22 protein-coding genes are annotated in these 20,318 nt (G+C 71.7%); 14 read left to right on the plus strand and 8 right to left on the minus strand.

Features of this window, described 5'->3' with window-relative positions; translation table 11 throughout:
- Positions 1-15: 15 nt before the first annotated feature.
- Positions 16-243 carry a hypothetical protein gene (locus Q0795_RS15700; RefSeq protein ID WP_298891236.1) on the minus strand — a complete coding sequence of 76 codons (228 nt, stop codon included), beginning with the start codon at positions 241-243 and terminating at the stop codon, positions 16-18.
- A gap of 104 nt (positions 244-347) precedes the next feature.
- Between Q0795_RS15700 and dxs the strand changes: the two genes are divergently transcribed.
- Genes dxs through Q0795_RS15715 form a run of 3 tightly spaced genes read left to right on the plus strand, consistent with a single transcriptional unit; the run spans position 348 to position 4,119 of the window.
- Positions 348-2,237: a 1-deoxy-D-xylulose-5-phosphate synthase gene (gene dxs / locus Q0795_RS15705; protein ID WP_298891238.1), complete on the plus strand. Its 1,890-nt coding sequence runs from the start codon at positions 348-350 to the stop codon at positions 2,235-2,237.
- 14 nt (positions 2,238-2,251) lie between these two features.
- Positions 2,252-3,163 carry a diacylglycerol kinase family protein gene (locus tag Q0795_RS15710; RefSeq protein ID WP_298891240.1) on the plus strand — a complete coding sequence of 304 codons (912 nt, stop codon included), beginning with the start codon at positions 2,252-2,254 and terminating at the stop codon, positions 3,161-3,163.
- On the plus strand, positions 3,106-4,119 hold the full coding sequence (locus Q0795_RS15715) for a phosphatase domain-containing protein (RefSeq protein ID WP_298891241.1): 1,014 nt from the start codon (positions 3,106-3,108) through the stop codon (positions 4,117-4,119). The genes Q0795_RS15710 and Q0795_RS15715 overlap by 58 nt, the downstream gene beginning before the upstream one ends.
- Here the strand turns inward: Q0795_RS15715 and Q0795_RS15720 are convergent.
- On the minus strand, positions 4,106-4,951 hold the full coding sequence (locus Q0795_RS15720) for an aldo/keto reductase (RefSeq protein ID WP_298891243.1): 846 nt from the start codon (positions 4,949-4,951) through the stop codon (positions 4,106-4,108). The two genes, Q0795_RS15715 and Q0795_RS15720, sit on opposite strands and share 14 nt — an antisense overlap.
- Before the next feature lie 192 nt (positions 4,952-5,143).
- On the opposite strand from Q0795_RS15720, the gene Q0795_RS15725 reads away from it, so the two are divergent.
- The 8 genes from Q0795_RS15725 (at position 5,144) to Q0795_RS15760 (ending at position 12,516) form a co-directional block, all read left to right on the plus strand.
- The gene (locus tag Q0795_RS15725; protein ID WP_298891245.1) at positions 5,144-6,439 is read left to right on the plus strand and encodes a sugar ABC transporter substrate-binding protein; all 1,296 of its coding nucleotides are present in this window, start codon (positions 5,144-5,146) and stop codon (positions 6,437-6,439) included.
- Entirely contained in the window at positions 6,436-7,311 is an 876-nt protein-coding gene (locus Q0795_RS15730; RefSeq protein ID WP_298891247.1) for a carbohydrate ABC transporter permease, read from the plus strand. Before Q0795_RS15725 ends, Q0795_RS15730 begins: the two co-directional genes overlap by 4 nt.
- Positions 7,308-8,141, plus strand: coding sequence for a carbohydrate ABC transporter permease (locus Q0795_RS15735; protein WP_298891250.1), 834 nt, complete (start codon positions 7,308-7,310; stop codon positions 8,139-8,141). The genes Q0795_RS15730 and Q0795_RS15735 overlap by 4 nt, the downstream gene beginning before the upstream one ends.
- Positions 8,138-8,551 (plus strand): DUF2256 and DUF3253 domain-containing protein, encoded by a 414-nt coding sequence (locus tag Q0795_RS15740; RefSeq protein WP_298891252.1) that lies wholly within the window; start codon positions 8,138-8,140, stop codon positions 8,549-8,551. The genes Q0795_RS15735 and Q0795_RS15740 overlap by 4 nt, the downstream gene beginning before the upstream one ends.
- A 63-nt stretch (positions 8,552-8,614) precedes the next feature.
- Positions 8,615-9,772: a SpoIIE family protein phosphatase gene (locus Q0795_RS15745; protein ID WP_298891254.1), complete on the plus strand. Its 1,158-nt coding sequence runs from the start codon at positions 8,615-8,617 to the stop codon at positions 9,770-9,772.
- Entirely contained in the window at positions 9,772-11,757 is a 1,986-nt protein-coding gene (locus Q0795_RS15750) for a glycosyltransferase family 2 protein (protein WP_298891256.1), read from the plus strand. The genes Q0795_RS15745 and Q0795_RS15750 overlap by 1 nt, the downstream gene beginning before the upstream one ends.
- Positions 11,758-11,762: 5 nt before the next feature.
- A complete protein-coding gene (locus Q0795_RS15755) occupies positions 11,763-12,089 on the plus strand; it encodes an STAS domain-containing protein (RefSeq protein ID WP_298891305.1) in 327 nt (108 codons plus the stop codon).
- On the plus strand, positions 12,079-12,516 hold the full coding sequence (locus Q0795_RS15760; RefSeq protein WP_298891258.1) for an ATP-binding protein: 438 nt from the start codon (positions 12,079-12,081) through the stop codon (positions 12,514-12,516). The genes Q0795_RS15755 and Q0795_RS15760 overlap by 11 nt, the downstream gene beginning before the upstream one ends.
- A gap of 35 nt (positions 12,517-12,551) precedes the next feature.
- Here Q0795_RS15760 and Q0795_RS15765 read toward each other — a convergent pair whose 3' ends face one another.
- The gene (locus tag Q0795_RS15765; RefSeq protein ID WP_298891260.1) at positions 12,552-13,430 is read right to left on the minus strand and encodes an RIO1 family regulatory kinase/ATPase; all 879 of its coding nucleotides are present in this window, start codon (positions 13,428-13,430) and stop codon (positions 12,552-12,554) included.
- A 189-nt stretch (positions 13,431-13,619) separates the two neighbouring features.
- On the opposite strand from Q0795_RS15765, the gene Q0795_RS15770 reads away from it, so the two are divergent.
- Positions 13,620-13,940, plus strand: a complete 321-nt coding sequence (locus tag Q0795_RS15770; protein ID WP_298891262.1) for a putative quinol monooxygenase — start codon at positions 13,620-13,622, stop codon at positions 13,938-13,940.
- A 19-nt stretch (positions 13,941-13,959) separates the two neighbouring features.
- On the opposite strand, the gene Q0795_RS15775 is transcribed toward Q0795_RS15770, so the two are convergent.
- Genes Q0795_RS15775 through Q0795_RS15790 form a run of 4 tightly spaced genes read right to left on the minus strand, consistent with a single transcriptional unit; the run spans position 13,960 to position 18,646 of the window.
- Positions 13,960-15,597, minus strand: a complete 1,638-nt coding sequence (locus Q0795_RS15775) for a Na+/H+ antiporter NhaC family protein (RefSeq protein ID WP_298891263.1) — start codon at positions 15,595-15,597, stop codon at positions 13,960-13,962.
- Between the two features lie 40 nt (positions 15,598-15,637).
- Positions 15,638-17,143: a tripartite tricarboxylate transporter permease gene (locus Q0795_RS15780; protein WP_298891264.1), complete on the minus strand. Its 1,506-nt coding sequence runs from the start codon at positions 17,141-17,143 to the stop codon at positions 15,638-15,640.
- 1 nt (position 17,144) lies between these two features.
- Complete coding sequence (locus Q0795_RS15785) at positions 17,145-17,642, minus strand: tripartite tricarboxylate transporter TctB family protein (RefSeq protein ID WP_298891266.1); 498 nt, start codon at positions 17,640-17,642, stop codon at positions 17,145-17,147.
- Positions 17,639-18,646: a tripartite tricarboxylate transporter substrate-binding protein gene (locus tag Q0795_RS15790; protein WP_298891268.1), complete on the minus strand. Its 1,008-nt coding sequence runs from the start codon at positions 18,644-18,646 to the stop codon at positions 17,639-17,641. The genes Q0795_RS15785 and Q0795_RS15790 overlap by 4 nt, the downstream gene beginning before the upstream one ends.
- A gap of 76 nt (positions 18,647-18,722) precedes the next feature.
- Between Q0795_RS15790 and Q0795_RS15795 the strand changes: the two genes are divergently transcribed.
- A complete protein-coding gene (locus Q0795_RS15795; protein ID WP_298891269.1) occupies positions 18,723-19,070 on the plus strand; it encodes a universal stress protein in 348 nt (115 codons plus the stop codon).
- A 48-nt stretch (positions 19,071-19,118) separates the two neighbouring features.
- Positions 19,119-19,904: an inositol monophosphatase gene (locus Q0795_RS15800; RefSeq protein ID WP_298891271.1), complete on the plus strand. Its 786-nt coding sequence runs from the start codon at positions 19,119-19,121 to the stop codon at positions 19,902-19,904.
- Here the strand turns inward: Q0795_RS15800 and Q0795_RS15805 are convergent.
- Positions 19,877-20,293 carry a DUF2304 domain-containing protein gene (locus tag Q0795_RS15805; protein ID WP_298891273.1) on the minus strand — a complete coding sequence of 139 codons (417 nt, stop codon included), beginning with the start codon at positions 20,291-20,293 and terminating at the stop codon, positions 19,877-19,879. The genes Q0795_RS15800 and Q0795_RS15805 overlap by 28 nt on opposite strands.
- Positions 20,294-20,318: the final 25 nt, after the last annotated feature.

Genomic DNA, 20,318 nt, shown 5'->3' on the forward strand with positions numbered 1-20,318 from the left:
TCCAGGGCAGCCGCGCTATGGGCCGCCGTCAGCTCGGTTGCGGTGCCGCAGCTCGACTTTGGCGTCGAGCCGGGCGAGCAGGGCGTCCCACTCCTTCTTCCGGCGCACCGGGGAGTGGGTGATGTCGCACAGGGAGCAGTGGGCGGTGCCCCGCACCCGCCCCCACAGGTATGCCGCCTCGCCCAGCACCCCTCCGTCCGCGTCGTAGACGCCGATGACGACCGGGGTGGGACGCTGGCTCATCCCCGCAGCGTAGCCGTCTGCGCCGCCCGACCCAGCGGCGTCCCAGCCTCGGCTGCGTAGACTTGTCCTCCGACCGCACCGCCGCCGACACCCGGAGGAGTCCCGTGGCCCTCATGCGCACGATCACCGGACCGTCCGACCTCAAGAGGCTGACGCAGGGGCAGGTGGTGTCGCTCGCGGAGGAGATCCGCGCATACCTCATCTCCTCGGTCTCCCAGACGGGCGGCCACCTCGGACCGAACCTCGGGGTGGTCGAGCTGTCCCTCGCGCTGCACCGGGTCTTCGACTCCCCGCGCGACACGCTGCTGTTCGACACCGGGCACATCTCCTACGTCCACAAGCTGCTCACCGGGCGGCACGACTTCTCGACGCTGCGCAAGCAGGGGGGCCTGTCGGGCTACCCCAGCCGTGCCGAGTCCGACCACGACGTGGTGGAGAACAGCCACGCCAGCTCCTCGCTGTCCTGGGCCATCGGGATCGCCACCGGCCGCAAGCTGCGCGGCGAGACCGACCGGCACACGGTGGCCGTCATCGGCGACGGCGCGCTGACCGGTGGCATGGTGTGGGAGGCGCTCAACAACATCGCCGACCAGCCCGACCTGCCGCTCATCATCGTCATCAACGACAACGAGCGGTCCTACGCGCCGACCCGGGGCGGGATGGCCGACTACCTCGCCTCGCTGCGGGCCACCCAGGAGTACGAGCACGTCCTGTCCTGGGGCAAGCGGCAGCTGTCCCGCACGCCCATGGTCGGTCGCCAGGTCTACGACACGCTGCACGGCATGAAGAAGGGCCTCAAGGACATCGTCAGCCCGCAGGGGATGTTCGAGGACCTCGGGCTGAAGTACCTCGGCCCGGTCGACGGCCACGACGTCGAGGCGATGGAGACCGCACTGCGCCGGGCGCACGACTTCGGCGGCGTGGTCCTCGTGCACGTGCTCACCGAGAAGGGCCACGGCTACGACCCGGCCACCGCCGACGAGGCCGACCGCTTCCACGCCGTCGGCAAGATCAACCCGGAGACGGGGCTGCCGCTGGAGGTCTCGGGCCGCTCCTGGACGGACGAGTTCAGCGACGAGCTGGTGCGGTTGGGCCGGGAGCGTGACGACATCGTCGCGCTCACCGCCGCGATGCTCATCCCGGTCGGCCTGCAGCCCTTCGCCGAGCGCTTCCCCGACCGGGTCTTCGACGTCGGCATCGCCGAGCAGCACGCGGTCGCGATGGCCTCCGGGCTCTCCTTCACGGGGATGCACCCGGTGGTCTGCATCTACGCGACCTTCCTCAACCGTGCCTTCGACCAGCTGCTCATGGACTGCGCGCTGCACCGGCAGGGGGTGACCTTCGTGCTCGACCGGGCCGGGATCACCGGCTCGGACGGCGCCAGCCACAACGGTATGTGGGACCTCACCCTCGTCGGGATCGTCCCCGGGGTGCGGGTGGCCGCGCCCCGCGACGGTCAGCAGGTCGCGCTCGCGCTGCGCGAGTCGGTGGACATCGACGACGGCCCGTCGGTGGTGCGCTTCCCCAAGGGCAGTGTGGGTCCCCCGATCGAGGCGGTCCGCCGGGTCGGCACCCTCGACGTCCTGCGCGACGTGCCGGCCGAGGGGCCGGCCGCGACCGACGAGGCGCCCGAGCTGCTGCTCGTCGGGGTCGGCTCGATGGCCGCCACCGCCCTGCAGGTCGCCGACAAGCTGCACGCGGAGGGCCGCCGGGTCATGGTGGTCGACCCGCGCTGGGTGCTGCCGGTCAGCCCGGACCTGCTGGAGCTGGCCCGGGGGGCCGGTCGGGTCGCGGTCATCGAGGACAACATCGTCGGGGGCGGCATCGCCAGCGCGGTCTCGCGGGCCTTCGACGACGCCGGTGTCGACGTGCCGGTGCACGGCTACGGCATACCCCAGGAGTTCCTGGACCATGGCTCGCGCGACCAGGTGCTGGAGCGGATCGGCCTGACGCCCGACGCCGTGGCGACCTCGCTGTCGGCACGGCTGGTCTGAGAGCCCCCCGGGCCGTGGGCTCGGTCGCGCTGGTCCTCAACCCGGTCGCGCGCGGCGTCGACGCGGCGCGGCGAGCGGTCGAGGAGGCCTGCCGTGAGGCGGGCACCGGGCCACCCCTGGTGCTGCTCACCACGCCGGAGGAGCCCGGGGCGGCGCAGGCCCGGGCGGCTGTGGAGGCGGGGTGCTCCCGCGTCGTCGTGGCGGGGGGAGACGGCACGGTCCGCGAGGTCGTGGGCGCCGTCGGGCGGAGCACGACGGTCGGGGTGATGCCGTGCGGCACCGCCAACCTCGCGGCCCGCACGCTGGGCCTGCCCCTGGCCAACCCCGCTCGTGCCGCCCGTGTCGCGGTGCGGGGGGAGGGTCGGCCCGTCGACCTCGGGCTGGCCACCCTCGAGCCGGCCCACGGGCCGGTGCGGACCCTGCCGTTCCTCGTCGTCGTCGGGATCGGCCAGGACGCGGAGGTGCTGGCGGCGCTGGACCCGGCGACCAAGGTCAGGCTGGGCTGGTCCGCCTACGTCCTGCCGGGCCTGCGACGGCTCGGTCGGCCCGGGCCGGAGCTCTCGGTGCGCCTAGACGACGGCGACCTCGAGCGCGCCGGGGTGTGGAGCCTGCTGGCGGTCAACGCCGCCCGGCTGCCGCTGGGGGCTCGGCTGGTGCCGGAGGCCCGTCCGGACGACGGGCTGCTGCACGTCCTGCTGGTCCGGCCCCGACGCCGTGCCGACTGGGGGAGGATCGCGGCGAGCGGCTACCGGTCGGCGCGTCGCCACCCGGTCCTCCGACGTCTGCAGGGACGCCGGCTGCAGGTCGAGCTGCCCGGGCCGGCCCCGGTCCAGGTCGACGGGGACGTGCTCCCGGATATGGTGCGGGTATGGATCGAGCTCCTGCCGGCGGCCGTGAGGGTGGCGACGCCGGGAGGGAGCCGGTGAGCGCCAGCGTGCCGACCGAGCTGCTGGCCCGGCTCATCGGACCGTTGCACCGGGGGAGGGTGACGCGCGAGGACCAGGAGGCCATCGTCGACACGATGACGGCCCTGGCGGGGGCCGCCTTCCACGACCTGAAGTACCGCCTCAACGCCACCGGGGACCACCACGACCTGGAGCACCTGGTCTTCGACCACCTCGACGAGGACCTGCAGGACGCGCTGCTGGAGCACATCGCCGCGCAGGCGACCGACCAGCCCGCTTCCGACCTGCGGGTGCTGTGCGACATCGACGACACCGTCAGGAGCGCCATCCACGACGAGCGCTTCGCGCGCGGCACGGTCTACCCCGGCGTGGTCGCGCTGCTCACCGAGCTGGACAGGGGCGCGACCGCCGACCCGGGACGGGTGGGCGACCTCACCTTCGTCACCGCCCGCCCGGGCGGTCCGCTCGGGCTCGTGGAGCAGTACACCCGCGACGACCTCGCCGAGCTCGGCATGCCGACCCACACCGTGCTCGGGGGGTCACTGCTCAACCTGCACACCAAGAACGCCATCGCCGAGCGCAAGCTCCAGAACATGGAGCGAGACCACCTGCTCTTCCCGGAGTGCCGCATGGTCTTCATCGGTGACAGCGGGCAGGCGGACGGGGACGTCGGCGCCGAGATGGCCGCCCGGCCGCACGACCACGTCGTCGGGACGTTGCTGCACGACGTCACGGGTCTCGACGCGGCGGCCCGTGCGGCCTGGGCCGAGCAGCGGGTCCACGTCTTCGACACGTATGTCGGGGCCGCGGCGCACGCGGTGCGGCTGGGACTGCTGAGCCCCGAGCAGGGTCGCACCGTCGCGCGGGCGGTGCAGACCGAGCTCGGGGCCCTGGAGCTCGCGGAGGAGCAGGCGCTCCGGGTCGCCGCCCTGCTCGAGGCGGACCTGGCGACCCTGGAGACGGTCAGTCGGGGATGACGTCCATCTCGTCGGGGTGCGGGCCGCGGCGGCCGTTCTCGCCCTTGTCCAGCCCGTCGACGGCGCTCATCTGCTCGTCCGTCAGCTCGAAGTCGAAGAGCGCGAAGTTCTGCTGCATCCGGCCCGGCGTCACCGACTTGGGGAAGATGATGTCGCCGCGCTGGAGGTGCCAGCGGAGCGCGACCTGGGCCGGGGTGCGTCCGTGGGCCTCGGCGATCCCGAGCAGGACGGCGTCGTCCAGGATGGCGCCCTGGGCGATCGGCGACCAGGCCTCGACCAGGCCCCCGTGCTCCCGCGTGGCCTTCCGGGCCGCCTCGTTGGCGAAGTAGGGGTGCACCTCGATCTGGTTCACCACCGGGGCGCTGCCGGTGGCCTCGACGATGCGCTCGAGGTGGTCGGGCTCGAAGTTGGAGACGCCGGCCGAGCGGGTCTTGCCGGCCCGCTGCAGCTCGAGCAGGGTCTCCCAGGTGGAGACGTAGTCGCCGTCGTAGCGCGTGGGCAGCGGCCAGTGGATGAGGAACAGGTCGACCTGGTCCAGGCCGAGGCGGTCCAGCGACTCCTCTAGCGAGCGCCGGGCGTCCTCGGGACGGTGGAAGCCGTTGTTGAGCTTGGTGGTGACGTAGATCTCGTCCCGCGACAGCCCGGACTCGGCGATCGCTTCTCCGACACCCGCCTCGTTCTGGTACATCTGCGCGGTGTCGATGTGGCGGTAGCCGAACTCGAACGCCTGCAGCACCGCCTGCTTGGTGTCCTTCGGCGGGATCTGGAAGACCCCGAAACCGAGCTGGGGGATGGTCGTGCCGTCATGAAGCTTCAGTGTCGGAACAGTCATACCCGCTCCAGCGACGGACCCCCGGTTCAGAATTCCCGGGGGGGGGGGAGGCCCCCGATACGGCGGCCGCGCTCACCGGCCTCCTGGGGAGGACGGCCGAACAGGACGGGGCGCATACCTCGGGGTTAGGCTCGCCGCAGCCGCTCCCCGCACGGCGACCCGTCATCGTCCCTCCTCATCCACGGAGTCACCATGCGACTGTCTCGACGTTCCTTCCTCGCTGCCCTGGGAGCGGCAGCGACCCCCGCCGCCCTCGGGGGTTGCGCCGGCTTCTCGACGGGGTCCGGCTCGGCCTCCACCGAGGGGTCGCTCACCTTCACCACCTGGGGGACCGACGCCGAGCTGGCGGCCCTGCGGTCGGCCATCACCGCCTTCGAGGCCGCCAACGACGGGGCCAGCGTCGAGCTCAACGCCGTGCCCTACGAGCAGATGTTCACCAACATCGACGCCCAGCTTCAGGCGGGGAACCCGCCGGACGTGTTCCGGGTGCCCTACTACACCTTCGGCAGCTATGCGGGGCGCGACCAGCTCCTGGACCTCACCCCGCACCTGAGCGACGGGTTCGCCGACCGGTTCACCCCCCAGGCCTGGGCCGCGGTGCAGAACGGCGGCTCGCCCTACGGCGTGCCCCACCACACCGACACCTCGGTCATCCTCTACGACGTGCAGGCGCTCGCCGACGCCGGTATCGACGCGGTGCCGCAGACGCTGGAGGAGGCCTGGACCTGGGAGGAGTTCGCCGACGTCGCGCGGCGGCTCCAGGAGTCCCTGCCCTCGGACCAGTCGCCCTTCGCCTACAACTGGCAGGGCAACGGGGTGACCCGCTGGCTCAGCTGGCTCTTCGAGGCCGACGGACGCTTCCTCGAGGAGGACCTGGTGACGCCGGCGATCAACTCCGACGCCGGGGCGGCGGCCGTGGAGTTCACCACGAGCTTCTTCCGGGACAACCTGGTGCCGCGCAACAACTCCATCAGCTCCTCGACGTATGCCGCGGACAGCTGGTTCGCCGGGACCGTCCCGATGGTCTTCGCCGGCGCCTTCCTCATCCCCGACGCGGAGGCGACCTACGAGCGGGAGTGGGCGGCCACCTTCCCGCCGCGCAACGAGCGTTCCGCCGGCGACTTCGGCGGCAACGCCCTGGTGGCCACCGCCCAGACCGAGCAGCCCGAGCTGGTCGCCCGGTTCCTGGAGTTCGTCACCGAGGCCGAGCAGATGCGCGAGTTCTGCGCCGGCTCCTCCCTGCTGCCCACCCGGGCCGACCTGGTGGAGGAGGGCATCGAGTTCGAGGTGCGGCCCGAGCTGTCGCAGGTCTTCCTGCAGCAGTCCAGCGCGGTGCTGCCGCAGGACTCGGGGCAGGTCGCCTCGCCCGACATGTCCTCGATCATCACGGTGCTCCAGGACGGCCTGGAGGCGAGCTTCCTCGGCGACGCCGACGTGGAGACGACCCTCGCCACGCTCTCCGACGGCATCGAGGCTGCGACGCAGTGACGGCGCGCGTCCGCGAGGCGTGGGCAGGGTACGCCTTCGCCGCGCCCACGCTGCTGCTGCTCGGGGTCTTCGTGCTGCTGCCGCTGGGTGGCGCGATGGTCATCAGCCTGCAGGAGACCAACGGCTTCGGCGAGGGCACCTTCGTCGGCCTGGACAACTACCGGCGCCTCGCGCAGGACCCCGTCTTCTGGCGGGCCACCCTCAACACGGCGCTGTACACGGTGCTGGTGACCCCGGCCGCGATGGCGATCGGCCTCGGGCTGGCCCTGCTGCTGGACTCCGCGCTCCCGGCGCGCGGCGCCCTGCGGTCGGTGCTCATCCTGCCCATGGCGATCTCCGGGGTGGCGACCGCGCTCATGGGCGTCCTCATCTTCGACGAGAACAGCGGCTTCCTCACCGAGGTGGCCCGCGCCCTGGGGCTGCCGCAGGTCGACTGGCAGACGCACGGTCCGGCCGCGTTCGCCTCCGTCGTCATCATGACGATGTGGTGGCGGGTGGGCTTCAACATGCTCATCTACCTGGCGGGGCTGCAGGGGGTGGCGACCGAGCTCTACGAGGCGGCGCGGCTGGACGGCGCCAACGCCTGGCAGCGGCTGCGACACGTCACCGTCCCGCAGCTGAGCAACCAGTCGTTCTTCCTGGTCATCCTCAACATCATCTACTCCTTCCAGGTCTTCGACATCGTCTTCGTCATGACCGGCGGAGGCCCGGAGCGGGCCACGACCGTGCTGGTCACCTACGCCTACGACACCGGGTTCGTCACCCGCGACCAGGGGTATGCCGCGGCCATCGGCGTGGTGCTGCTCGCCGTCACCCTGGTGGTGACCGTCCTGCGGTGGCGCGCGCAGCGTCGACGGGAGGAGACCGAGTGAGCACTCATGTCACCCGCCGCCGGAGTGCCGCGGGGCTGCGTCTGCTGGGAGCCCTGGTCGCCGCGGCGGTCATCCTGTTCCCGCTCTACTGGATGGTCGTCGTCGCCTTCTCCACCCGGTCCTCGCTGTCCGGGGGAGGGCTGCGGCTGTGGCCCGAGCAGGCCACCCTGGACAACTTCCGGCGCGTCTTCGACTCCTTCCCGGTGCTCACCTGGTTCGGCAACTCGGTGGCGATCGCCCTGGTGACCTCGGTCATCATCGTGCTGGTCAACCTGCTCGCCGGGTATGCCTTCGCCCACCTGCGCTTCCCGGGCTCGGGGGTCCTGCTGCTGGTCGCGCTGTCCACGCTGATGCTGCCGGTGCAGGTCATCATGGTCGGGCTGTTCCGGCTCGTCACCGACCTCGGCCTCTACGGGAGCTACTGGGCGGTGATCCTGCCCACGGCGGCCTCCGCCTTCGGGGTCTTCCTGGCCCGGCAGTTCATCCTCACCATCCCGCGCGAGCTCATCGAGGCGGCCCGCATCGACGGCGCGACGCACCTGCAGATCTTCTGGCGCATCGTGCTGCCGCTCTCGCGGCCGCTCATCGCGGTGCTGTTCTTCATGAGCATGCTGCAGGTGTGGAACGACTTCGCCTGGCCGCTCATCGCCCTGCGGGAGAACGCGCTCTACACCCTGCCGGTGGGGCTGCTCTTCCTGCAGGGCCAGTTCGGCCCGGACTACGGGGCGACGATGGCCTTCGCCCTCATCACCGTCGCACCGATGGTGCTGGTCTTCCTCCTGGCTCAGCGCTGGTTCGTCCAGGGCTTCTCCCGCAGCGGGCTGCGATGAGCCGCGAGGCCCGCCACGCGGACAAGACCTGCCTGGCCTGCGGCCGGACGATCACCTGGCGCAAGAAGTGGGAGCGGGACTGGGACCAGGTGCGCTACTGCTCGGCGGCCTGCCGTCGCCGGGGGGTGGGCGAGGTGGACCACGAGCTCGAGGCCGCGATCCGGACCCTGCTGGGCCGGCGGGCCGGCGGGGCGAGCATCTGCCCCTCGGAGGCGGCACGCCTGGTGGCCCGGGCGCACGACGGGCAGGACTGGCGGGACCTCATGGAGCCCTCGCGCCGGGCCGCGCGCCGGCTCGTGGCGGCGGGGGAGGTCGAGATCGTCCAGCAGGGTCGGGTGGTGGATCCGTCGACGGTCCGCGGGCCCATCCGGGTTCGTCGCGCTGCCGGCGGTGGTTACCGGCTAGGGTGAAGGCGCGTCGTCGGGAACGCGGAAAGGACAGGTCAGCGCGTGGATGCGGAGGGTTCGACACTGGTGACCGATGAGGGCCGGGTCGAGGCGCTGGAACGCCTCGAGGTCCTCGACGCCCCACCCGAGGGTCGCTTCGACCGGGTGGTGCGGCTGGCGCAGCAGCTCTTCGACGTGCCGGTGGTGGCGGTCAACCTGCTCGACGCGCACGCCCAGCACACCATCGCGGCGCTGGGGATGGAGTGCGGCTCGGTGCCCCTCGAGGACTCGTTCTGCGCGCATACCATCCAGCAGTCGGACACCCTCGTCGTGCCCGACGCCAGGCTGGACGCGAGGTTCCGACAGACCGCACTCGTGGCAGGGGACCCGCACGTCCGCTTCTACGCCGGGCACCCGCTGCGCGCGCCGGGGGGTCAGGCGATCGGCTCGTTGTGCCTGGCCAGCGGCGAGCCGCGCGGTTTCAGCGTGACGGAGCAGCGGCTGCTGGGCGACCTGGCGACCTGGGTGGAGGAGGAGCTCGTGCGCTCCGACGACCGGCTCGAGGCCGAGCAGGTCCAGCGCCGTCTCGTGCCCCGGCGCCCTCTCGGGCTCGAGGGCTACGACGTCGCCGGGGGCGCAGCCGCGGCGCGCTCGGTGAGCGGGGACTTCTACGACTGGCAGCAGCTGCCCGACGGGTTCCAGGTCGTCCTGGCCGACGTCATGGGCAAGGGCCTGACCGCCGCCATCCTCGCGGCAGGGGTCCGCGCGGTGCTCCGCGGCACCTCACGGTTCAACCCGCTCACCGAGTCCTTCGGGCGGCTCGCCGCCAGCATGGCCGAGGATCTTGACGAGACCGGCAGCTTCGTGACGATGTTCGCGGCGCGGCTGACACCCGAGACCGGCGCGCTGGACTACGTCGACGCCGGCCACGGGCTGGCAGTCATCATCGACGCGACCGCGTCCACCGCGCGCCTGCTCAGCTCCGAGGACCTGCCGATCGGGACCCTCGACGACGACACCTGGCAGACCCACCAGGACGTGCTGGCCCCGGGGGAGACCCTGGCGGTGGTCAGCGACGGCATCCTCGACCTGTTCGACGAGCCCTGGGACGCCGTCGACTCCGGGCGCCAGCTGTCCGGCATGTGCGCCACCGCGCAGGAGCTCGTCGACGAGATCCTGGCGCGGGCGGCCCACCACGTGGTGACCGACGACGTCACCGCCCTCGTCGTCCGGAGGGAGGCCTGATGGGCCGCCAGCTCCTCGTGCGCGTGCTGGTGGTGCTGACGCTGGTGCTCGGCACGTCCTACGTCGGCTGGCGCTGGCTCTACTCCGTCCGGTGGGAGAACTGGTGGATCGCGGTGCCGCTCGTCCTGGCGGAGACCTACGCCCTCATCGACTCCTACCTGTTCGGTCTCACCGTGTGGCGGATGAAGCGGCGCGGCGACGCCCCCGAGCCACCCGAGGACGCCACCGTCGACGTGCTCATCACCACCTACAACGAGCCCGTGGAGATGGTGGTGGCCACCGCCCGGGCGGCCGTGCGCATCCGGCACCCGCACCAGACCTGGATCCTCGACGACGGCGACCGCCCCGACATGCGCCGGGCGGCCGAACGCCTCGGCGTGGGCTACCTCACCCGGACCGAGGACTGGGCCGACCGGCCGCGGCACGCGAAGGCCGGCAACCTCAACAACGCGCTCTTCCTCACCGAGGGCGAGTTCCTCCTCATCCTGGACGCCGACCAGATCCCGGCGCCGGAGATCCTGGACCGCACCCTCGGCTGGTTCCGCGACCCCGAGGTCGCGCTGGTGCAGACCCCGCAGTGGTTCACCAACGTCACCGACTCCGACCCCTTGGGCAGCCAGGCCCCGCTGTTCTACGGCCCGATCCAGCAGGGCAAGGACGGCTGGAACGCCGCGTTCTTCTGCGGCTCCAACGCCGTCCTGCGCCGCGAGGCCCTGATGCAGCTCGGCATCGTGGGGTATGTCCGTGAGGTCGAGGAGGGCGTGCGCGACGCCCTCGGCGCCTCGCGCCGGATCCTCGCCAGAGCCGCGCGCTCGGCGCGCCAGCATGGTCCGGCCGCGGTCGGGGCGGTGGAAGAGCTGCGGGCGGCGGCTCAGCAGGCGTCGGTGGCGCTGCGGCGCGGTGAACCGGTGGGCGACGTCACCTACAGCTTCCAGAGCGCCGCGGACCGGGCGGCCCGCGGACTGGTCGAGAGCGACCTGGAGCAGATCAGGGCCGACCTGGCCGAGCTGCCCCCCGCGATCGACGTGGACGAGGAGACGGGGGTGCTGCTCGTCGACGACGAGGCCCTGACCCTGCTGAGCGAGCGCGAGCTGTCACCGCTGGCCGCGATCGAGTCGGTGCGCCAGCTCCTGCGGGCCGTCGACGTGGACCGCGCCGACGAGGCCCAGCCGATGATGCCGATGGCCACCGTCTCGGTGACCGAGGACATGGCGACGTGCATGCGGCTGCACACCCAGGGGTGGCGCTCGGTCTACCACCACGAGATCCTCGCCACCGGCCTCGCGCCGGAGGATCTCGGCACCATGCTCCAGCAGCGGCTGCGCTGGGCCCAGGGCACCCTGCAGGTGCTGCTGCGGGAGAACCCGCTGGTGCAGAAGGGGCTGTCCGCCGGTCAGCGGCTCATGTACTTCGCCACCATGTGGAGCTACCTGTCCGGCTTCGCCGCCGTCGTCTTCATGGCGGCACCGGTCTTCTACCTGTGCTTCGGCGTCCTCCCCGTCCAGGCCTTCGGGCTGGACTTCCTCCTGCGCTTCGTGCCCTACTTCCTGGCCAACCAGATCCTGTTCATGGTGGTCGGCTACGGCGTGAAGACCTGGCGCGGCCACCAGTACAGCCTGGCGCTCTTCCCGTTGTGGATCCGTGCCTGCGTCACGGCCGCGGCCAATGTGTTCGGCAGGCGCCCGCTCGGCTTCGTCGTGACCCCCAAGACCCGGCAGCAGGGGCTCAGCCGCTTCCCCCTCCGGCTCGTCTGGCCCCAGCTGCTCGCCTGCACCGTGCTGGCCGTGGCGGTCATCGCCGGTCTGGTGCGCCTGTGGACCGGTGCGGCGAGCAGCGAGATCGGCACCGGGGTCAACGTCCTCTGGGTGGCCTACGACCTGCTCATCCTCAGCGTCATCTTCGAGGCCGCCCTCTATCGTCCCGTCGACCGCGTCGACGAGGACAGCCTGGACCTTTCCGCCGACAGCAAGGAGCAGATCACGTGAGCATCATCGAGGTCCGGACCGAGGGCCGCCGCGCCGTGGTGACCGGCCCGCCCAGGCTGAACATGACCGCCGCCCCCCAGCTGCGCGAGGTGCTCGCCCGGGCCGTCGCCGAGGGGTCGCCGCAGATCGTCGTCGACCTGGGGGAGACCACCTTCGTGGACTCCTCGGGCCTGGGTGCCCTGGTCGGTGGTCTGAAGACGGCTCGTCAGGCCGGGGGTGACCTGCGGCTGGCCGCCGTCTCCGAGCAGGTCATGACCGTGCTGACGCTCACCAGCCTGAACCGCGTGCTGCGTCCCTTCCCCACGGTCGAGGACGCCAGCCGTGAGTGGTGACTACACCCTGGAAGGGCTGTCCGTGCCGGAGAGCCTGGACCAGCTGCACGACCTGCTCCAGCAGGTCGCCGAGGAGCACCAGGGTGTGGCGTCGACCGACCTCATGCTCTTCGAGACCGCGGTCATCGAGATCGCCGGCAACGTCGTGGAGCACGGACGTCCGCAGGGCACCGTCGCGTGGACCTTCACCCTCGCGGTGCTGCCGGACCGTCTGGCCGCGGTCCTGTCCGACGACGGTCAGGAGTACGCGCTCGCGGAGGACCAGCTGGCCGACGGCCGGTGGGCGATGCCGGAGGACGACCTGGCCGAAGGTGGTCGGGGCCTGGCGCTGGCGTCGGTGGCCCTCGACGAGCTCGACTACCAGCGCACCGGGGGCATCAACTCCTGGACGATGGTGCGGCACCGCCGCGAGGACACAGCTCAGTAGTACACGGCCAGCGGTCCGACCGCACGTCCGGTGCGTCAGAGCGCGAGCGAGAGGGCCTCGGCGAAGAGCGCCTCGCCGTCGGCGTCGACCCCGTGGCCGGTGAACCACGTGGCGACGTTGCGGCAGTCGCGGTGCAGGAGCGCCGGGCCCTGGGGGTTCGCCACGACATCGACGACCTGGGGCAGGTCGATGACGGTCACCGCCTCGTGGTGCACGAGGAGGTTGTAGGCCGACAGGTCGCCGTGGGCCCATCCCTGCTCGGCCAGCTGCAGCACGACCGTGCGGACCTGCTCCCACAGGTGCCGCAGGAGCGACCGGTCGGCCTGCGCCTGGGCCAGCCGGGGGGCGGCGAGGCCCGTCGGCTCACCCACGAACTCCATGAGCAGCTCGGTCCCGGCCAGGGAGACGGGATAGGGGACGGGTATGCCGTGCTCCCAGGCCCGACACATCGCCTGCCACTCGGCCTCCGCCCAGCGCACTGCCGCGATCTGTCGGCCGTAGCGGCTGCCCCGGGCGAGGGCGCGCTGGTCGCGCGACCGGCGTACACCGCGGCCCTCGGCATACACCGTGCTGCGGTGGAAGGTGCGGTGGTCGGTGTTGCGGTACCTCTTGGCGGCGAGGAGGCACGCCACGTGCGTGCTGTCGGCCTCGCTGCTGTCGACCTCGGTGGTGGCGCGCTCGAGCAGGAAGACGTCGGCCTCCTTGCCGGTCTTGAGGACGCCGAGCTCGGTGTCGACGGCTCCGGAGTCCTGGACCACCCACGCCGGGACGGGGGCCGGGCCGCGGTAGCCGGCCTCGACGTCCCAGTAGGTCGTCAGCCGCTGGTCGTCGGTGAGGTGCTCGAGACTCTCGAGCGGGGTGTAGTCGAAGGTGAAGAACGGGTCGAGGTCACCCGTGGGGGAGGAAGGCTGCACTGGCACTCCTGGTGCGAAGGGAGGGGCGGGTCGTGGCGGTGCTCGAGCGGGCCATGGTCGTCCTTCCTTCCTCGCACGGGAGCGCGACCGGTGTCGTGCGCCTCACCGCGAGCATGACGCCCCGGGCGCCCGACGGCAACGGGTTTTCGCCGACTTGACCTCGCCGGGCCGGAGGGTGAGCCTGGGCGGATGTACCTCATCGTCGTGAAGTTCCCCGTCAAGGCCGAGTCCGCGTCCCAGTGGCCCCAGATCGTCTCCGACTACACCGCCGCCGTGCGATCCGAGGAGGGCAACCTCTTCTTCGAGTGGTCCCGCAGCCTGGAGGACCCGCACGAGTTCGTCCTCGTGGAAGGCTTCACCGACGACGGGGCCGCCGCCCACGTCGAGAGCCCGCACTTCACCGAGGGCATCGAAGCGATGCGCCCGCACCTCACCGCCACCCCGCGGATCCTCTCGCGTCAGGTCGACGGCGAGGGCTGGGACGCGATGGGCGAGCTGCAGATCGACTGAGCGGGTCGCCCCGGGCGGCTCAGGTGCCGGCCCGGCTGGCCTGCTCCTCCTCGGGGATCTCGTCCTCGAGCCGCTGCAGCACCGTCTTGCCGAGCAGGGCGAAGGCGACGACGCCCACCAGGAGGACGCCGAAGCCGAGCCAGCCGCTGCCCGTCGCGGCGAAGGCGACGTATCCGAGCAGCGCGATGACGGCACCCGAGATGGCGTACGGCAGCTGGGTGGTGACGTGGGTGATGACGTTGCAGCTGGCGCCGGTGCTGGACAGGATCGTCGTGTCGCTGATGGGCGAGCAGTGGTCGCCCCACACTGCCCCGGCGAGCACCGCGCCGAAGGCGGCGAGCAGCAGCTCGTCGCCCCCGCTGACGTTGTTCATGATGTCGCCGGCGATCGGCAGCAGGATGCCGAAGGAGCCCCAGGAGGTGCCGGTCGAGAAGGCCATGGCACCGGCCAGCACGAACATGACGGGCACCAGCCACTGCGGTGACATGTTCGCGCTCTCGACGAGGCCACCGAGGTACTCCCCGGTGCCCAGCTCGCTGATGAGGCCCCCGAGGACCCACGCCAGCAGCAGGATGTAGACCGCCGGGAGCATCGACTGGAGGCCGCTGACGACCCCGCGCCCCAGCGTGCTCGGGGAGAACTTGGGGTTGGAGGTGGTGTAGCGGACGTAGTAGTAGAACGCCGAGGCCAGCCCCAGCACCGCGCCGTAGATGAGGGCCTGGGTGACGTCGGTCGAGGCCATGATGTCGAGGACGCCGACACCGCTCCCCGCCTCGTAGTCCTCGGCGGTGACGGTGCCGCGGTAGCCGGTCCAGACGATCCCGCCCAGGACCCCGACGACGAGCAGCAGGAACGGGATGACCAGGGCCCGCTTGTGACCGGGGGAGTGGACGGGCAGGTCCTCGGCGATCTCCCCGGGGATCTCCTCGCTGGCGTCGTAGGTCTCGCCCTCGGTGATGGCCCGGCGCTCCTGGCCGCGCATCGGGCCGAAGTCGATGCCGAAGATCACGACGACCCAGACCAGCAGCACCGCCGTGATGGCGTAGTAGTTCATGCCGGCCGCCCCGACGAAGGCGCCGACGTCGCTCACCGTGAGCGCCGACGCCGCGACGAGGGGGGCCATGATGCCGATGATGCTCGCGCCCCAGCTGGAGAAGGGCACGAGCACCGCGACCGGGGCCGAGGTGGAGTCGATGAGGTAGGCCAGCTTGGCGCGGGCGACGTGGTGCCGGTCGGTGACCGGGCGCGCCACCTGCCCGACGGCCAGGGCGTTGAAGTAGTCGTCGATGAAGATGGCGATGCCCAGGCCGGCCGCCAGGCCCTGGGCTCCCCGCCGGGTGCGGATCCGCTGGATCGCCCAGTCGGAGAACGCCTGGCTGCCGCCGGACATGAGGATGAGCGAGGCGATGACGCCCAGCGCCAGCGTGAAGAGCAGGATGTAGACGTAGTAGGTGTTGACCGCGCCCTCCTCCCAGAAGATGCCGGCGAAGCCGGTGCCCACGAGGCGCAGGGTCTCCAGCGGGTTGAAGTTCGCGACGAGCAGGGCGCTGGCCAGGACGCCGGCGCCCAGGCTGAGCAGGACCTTCTTGGTCGCGATGACCAGCGCGATCGCGATGATCGGCGGCAGGAGGGTCAGGATCGGCAGGTCCTCGGTCATGGTGCCTCCTCGGCGGTGGTGGTGCTCAGAGTAGACCCGCTCAGACGTCGGCGCCCCGACGTGCGCGGAGTTTCGCCCGCACGGTGACGACGAGGACGAGCGCGAGGATGCCGTAGAGCAGCCAGGTGATCCAGCTGCTGACCAGCACCGTGTAGTCGCCGTCGGAGGACAGCAGCGCCTCGCGCAGCGAGCTCTCGGCGAGCGGGCCGAGCACGATGCCGATCATGAGCGGCGCCAGCGGCACGTCGTAGCGGCGCATGACGAAGCCGACGACCCCGATGAGCAGCAGCAGGTAGAGGTCGAACTGCGCGGCGGAGAGGGCATACACCCCGAGGCCGCAGAACACGGTGATGCCGCCGTAGAGGTAGGGCGCGGGGATGAGCAGCAGCTTGGCCCAGAGCTGCGCGAACGGCAGGTTGATGATGAGCAGCACGACGAGCGCCACGAAGAAGCTCGCCAGCAACGACCACACGAGGTCCGGGGCCCGGTCGAAGAGCAGCGGACCGGGCTGCAGGCCGTACTGCTGGAAGGCGGCGAGCATGATGGCCGCCGTGGCCGAGACCGGCAGCCCCAGGGCCAGCAGCGCCCCCATGGCGGTGCCCGTGGTGGCGTTGCCCGCCGCCTCGGGAGCGGCCAGGCCGCGGATCGCGCCCTTGCCGAACATCGGCCGGGGCCGCTTGCGGTCGATCCGGCGCTCCAGGTCGTAGGCCATGAAGGTGGGCACCTCCGAGCCACCCACCGGGATGATGCCGAAGGGCAGGCCGATCGCCGTGCCCCGGGCCCACGCCGGCCCCGCCTCGCGGAACTCCGCGCGCGAGAGCCAGGCCCGGCCGCCGGCCTTCATCGCCACCGTCTTGGGGTCCCGGCGGACCCGGGAGGCGATGTGGAACACCTCGCCGAGCGCCAGCACGGCGACCGTGACGGTCACCAGGGAGACGCCGTCGAAGAGCTCGGGCACCCCGAGGGTGCCGCGCTCGGTGGCCGAGATCGGGTCCATGCCGATCGTCGCGATCCCGAGACCCACCACGAGGGCGGACACCCCCTTGACCACGGAGTCGCCGACGATGGAGGAGGTCGCCACGAAGGCGAAGACCGCCAGGGCGAAGTACTCAGCGAACCCGAAGGTCGCCGCGAAGTCGGCGAGCGAGGGGGCGAGGAAGACGACCACGACGGCGGCGCTGAACCCGCCGAGGAAGGCTCCGAGGGCAGCCGTCGCGAGGGCCTGCGGGGCTCTCCCGTCCTTGGCCATGCGGTGGCCCTCGAAGGTCGAGGCGATGGCCGAGGCCTGGCCCGGGGTGTTCATGAGGATGGCCATGGTGGAGTCGCCGAACAAGCCGCCGAAGTAGACGCCGGCGAACATGATGAAGGCCGCGGTCGGCTCCAGGGCGAAGGTCATCGGCAGCAGCAGGGCGACGGCCATGGAGCTGCCGAGCCCGGGCATGACACCGACGGCGGTCCCGAGCAGACATCCGACGACGACCCAGAGCAGGTTCATCGGGGTGAGGGCACCGGCGAAGCCCTCCATGAGCAGCGACAGGGACTCCATGTCAGAACCCCCCGAGGATGCCGGCCGGCAGGTTGAGGCCCAGCCCCTGGGCGAAGGCCAGGTAGACCACCGAGGCGACGAACAGGGCCAGGGAGGCGTCGAAGAGCGGGCGCGTCGAGCCGATCCCGCGGGCCACGCACCAGAAGAGGACGGCGGCCGCCAGGATCCAGCCCAGCAGCTCGATGGTCAGGGCGAAGACGAGGAAGCCGCCGACGCACCAGGCGACCGCCCGCCAGTCGCTGAAGGTGCGCCACTGCCCGCCGTCCTGGTCCCCCGTGTCGACCGGCTCCGGGTGGCGCAGGTAGTGCAGCACGAGCAGTGCCGAGAGGAGGTAGCCCAGGACGATGAGGATGAGGGGGAAGAAGCGCGGCCCGGGGAAGTCGGTCCCCTCGGGCACGTCCATCGTCTGCACCCCGACGAGCAGGTAGGTCGTGAAGGCGGCCAGGAGGGCCGGCACGACGAGCCCCGATCGTCCGTGCCAGAAACCCGCGTCGGTCACAGCCCCAGCTCCTCGACCAGCGCCTCGTTCTGGCGCGTGTCCTCCTCGATGAAGTCGATGAGGTCGGGCCCGGTGAGGAAGACGTCGGACCACCGGTTGCGCTCCATGGCCTCCTGCCACTCCTCGCTCTGGGCCGTCTCGGTGACGATCGCCTCCAGCTCGGCGAACTCCTCGTCGGTGATGCCGGCCGGGGCGAGGAAGCCGCGCCAGTTGGTCATCGAGACGTCGTAGCCCTGCTCGATGAGGGTGGGCAGGTCGATGCCCTCGACCCGCTCGGGGGAGACGATCGCGAGGCCGCGCATCCGGCCCGCCTCGATCTGGTCGGCGAACTCGTTGTAGCCCGACACCGCAGCCCGGGCGTCGCCCGAGGAGATCACCTGGATGGCCTCACCCCCACCGGACTGGGGGATGTAGGTGATCTGCGTGGGGTCGATCCCGGCCCGGATGGCCAAGTCCGCGACGATGAGGTGGTCCAGCCCACCCGCGGACCCGCCGGTGAAGGGGAAGGCCCCCGGGTCCTGCTCCCAGTCGGCGATGAGGTCCTCGATGTCCTGGTAGGGCGAGTCCGCGGGGACGACGATGATGTCGTACTCCTCGCTCACCCGGGCCAGCGGCCGCACGTCGGTCATGGCGACGGGGGAGTCGTTGAGCGCGATGGCGCCGCTCATGACGGTGCCGGTGGTGAGCAGGTTGGTGGCCTCGCCCTCCAGCGTGGAGAACTTCCCGAGCCCGATGGTCCCGCCGGCGCCGGGGATGTTGAGGACGGTGGCGTTGTTGACGATCCCGTTGGCCCGCATCGCGGCCTGCTGCTCCCGGGTGAAGGTGTCCCACCCCCCGCCGGCCCCCGCCGGGGCGATGAGGGTCAGCGTGGAGCGCAGGTCCGAGCCATGCTGCGCCGACCGGGCCGAGAGGGCGAACGCCCACCCGATGACCAGGACCGCGACGACGGCATACACGACCATCGCCCCTCGTGGTCGGCCCGCGCGTGCCGCGTCCTCGCTCATCGTGCTCCTTCGCCGTGGTCAGCGACTACTATCACTGACGCAACGTCACCTGACAAGCAACAGGACGGGAAGCGCCATGACCGTAGTGCTCGCGTGGACGACCACGCCGGAGGGACGGGCCGCCGAGGAGGCCGCGGTCGTCGAGGCGAGGCGCCGGTCCCTGGACCTCGTCGTCGTGCCGATGCAGGAGGGGCAGCCGGAGGTCTCCGCGGACGGGGTGCAGGTGCGGGTGCACGCGCCCGACGAGCGCGACCGCGACCTCGCCGGCGACTTCCTCGACATCGCCGCCGAGGAGGGCGCCACCCTCATCGTCATCGGCGTCCGGCACCGCTCCGCGATTGGCAAGCTCATCCTGGGCTCCACCGCCCAGCAGGTCCTGCTCGAGGCCTCTGCCCCGGTGCTCGCGGTCAAGCCCGCGCGCTGAGCGACCGGCGCCGCACGGGCGCGCCGAGGGTCATGACAGTCTGGTCACGTGACGAGCACCTTGGGCACCGACCGCGTCCTGCGCCTCCTGCAGGAGGTGGCCGACGCCGTGATCACCCCGCGGTTCCGGTCCCTGGACGAGGACGAGATCTCCTCCAAGACCCACCCCGGTGACCTGGTCACCGTCGCCGACCGTGAGGCCGAGGTGATCATCACCCGGGAGCTCACCGCGGCATACCCGCACGCGGTGATCCTCGGGGAGGAGGCCTTCGCCGACGACCCCAGCAGCATGGCCGGCTTCCGGCGCGCCGAGCACGCCTTCACCGTCGACCCGGTCGACGGCACCCGCAACTTCGTCCACGGCTCCCCGGACCACGCCGTCATGGTCGCCGAGACCCGGGGCGGGCAGACCGTGCGGGCCTGGATCTGGCAGCCGCAGCACGAGCTCTCCTACGTCGCGGAGGTCGGCGCCGGCGCCACCCGCAACGGGGAGGCCCTGCCGCTGCTCGAGCCGGGCAGCGACCCCGCGCGCTGGCGGGTCCGGACCTCCGCCCGTCGCCGGGTGGGGGAGCAGGTCGGCCGGCTGGCCCCGCTGGGGCTCAGCTGGGTGAGCTGCGGGATCGACTACCCCAAGCTCGCCGAGGGGGAGTGCGAGGGCCTGCTCTACCACGGCACCCGCCCCTGGGACCACGTCCCCGGCGCCCTGCTGGTCAGCGAGCTCGGCGGCGTGGTGGGGTCCGACGAGGGCGAGCCCTACGGCCCGCGCAGCGAGCCGCGGCGCATCCTGGCGACGGCGGGCCCCGGCGTCTACGACGGGCTGCGTCGCGAGCTCTGACCGGGTGACGCGTCCGGGTCGTCGTGCTCGGTGGTGTCGTGCTCGGTGGTGTCGTGCACCGCGGCGCGCAGGGCCAGCTCCCGGGCCAGCGTGGTGACCTGCTGCTCGAGCTCGCGCATCCGGCGGTAGGACGCCGCGACGTACCCGAGGAAGACCACGGTGAGGCCGTAGAGCAGCAGGTCGGCGCCCCGACCCACCCCCAGCAGCTGGGCGACCTGGGTGAGGACGCGGGGGAAGAGGATGGCGATCGCCGCCAGCACGACGAAGCCGACCAGCAGCAGACGGCGCACCGCCTGGTGCCGGACCCCCGCCGTGGAGCGGGTGAGCATCGCGGTGACCACCACGACGCTCAGCAGGAGGACGAGCTTGATGAGGGGTTGGTCGAGCACGTCAGCGCCTCCGTTCGGTCGTGGT

Origin of the sequence: uncultured Serinicoccus sp. (assembly GCF_947487915.1) — a bacterium.
Classification (GTDB): domain Bacteria; phylum Actinomycetota; class Actinomycetes; order Actinomycetales; family Dermatophilaceae; genus Ornithinicoccus.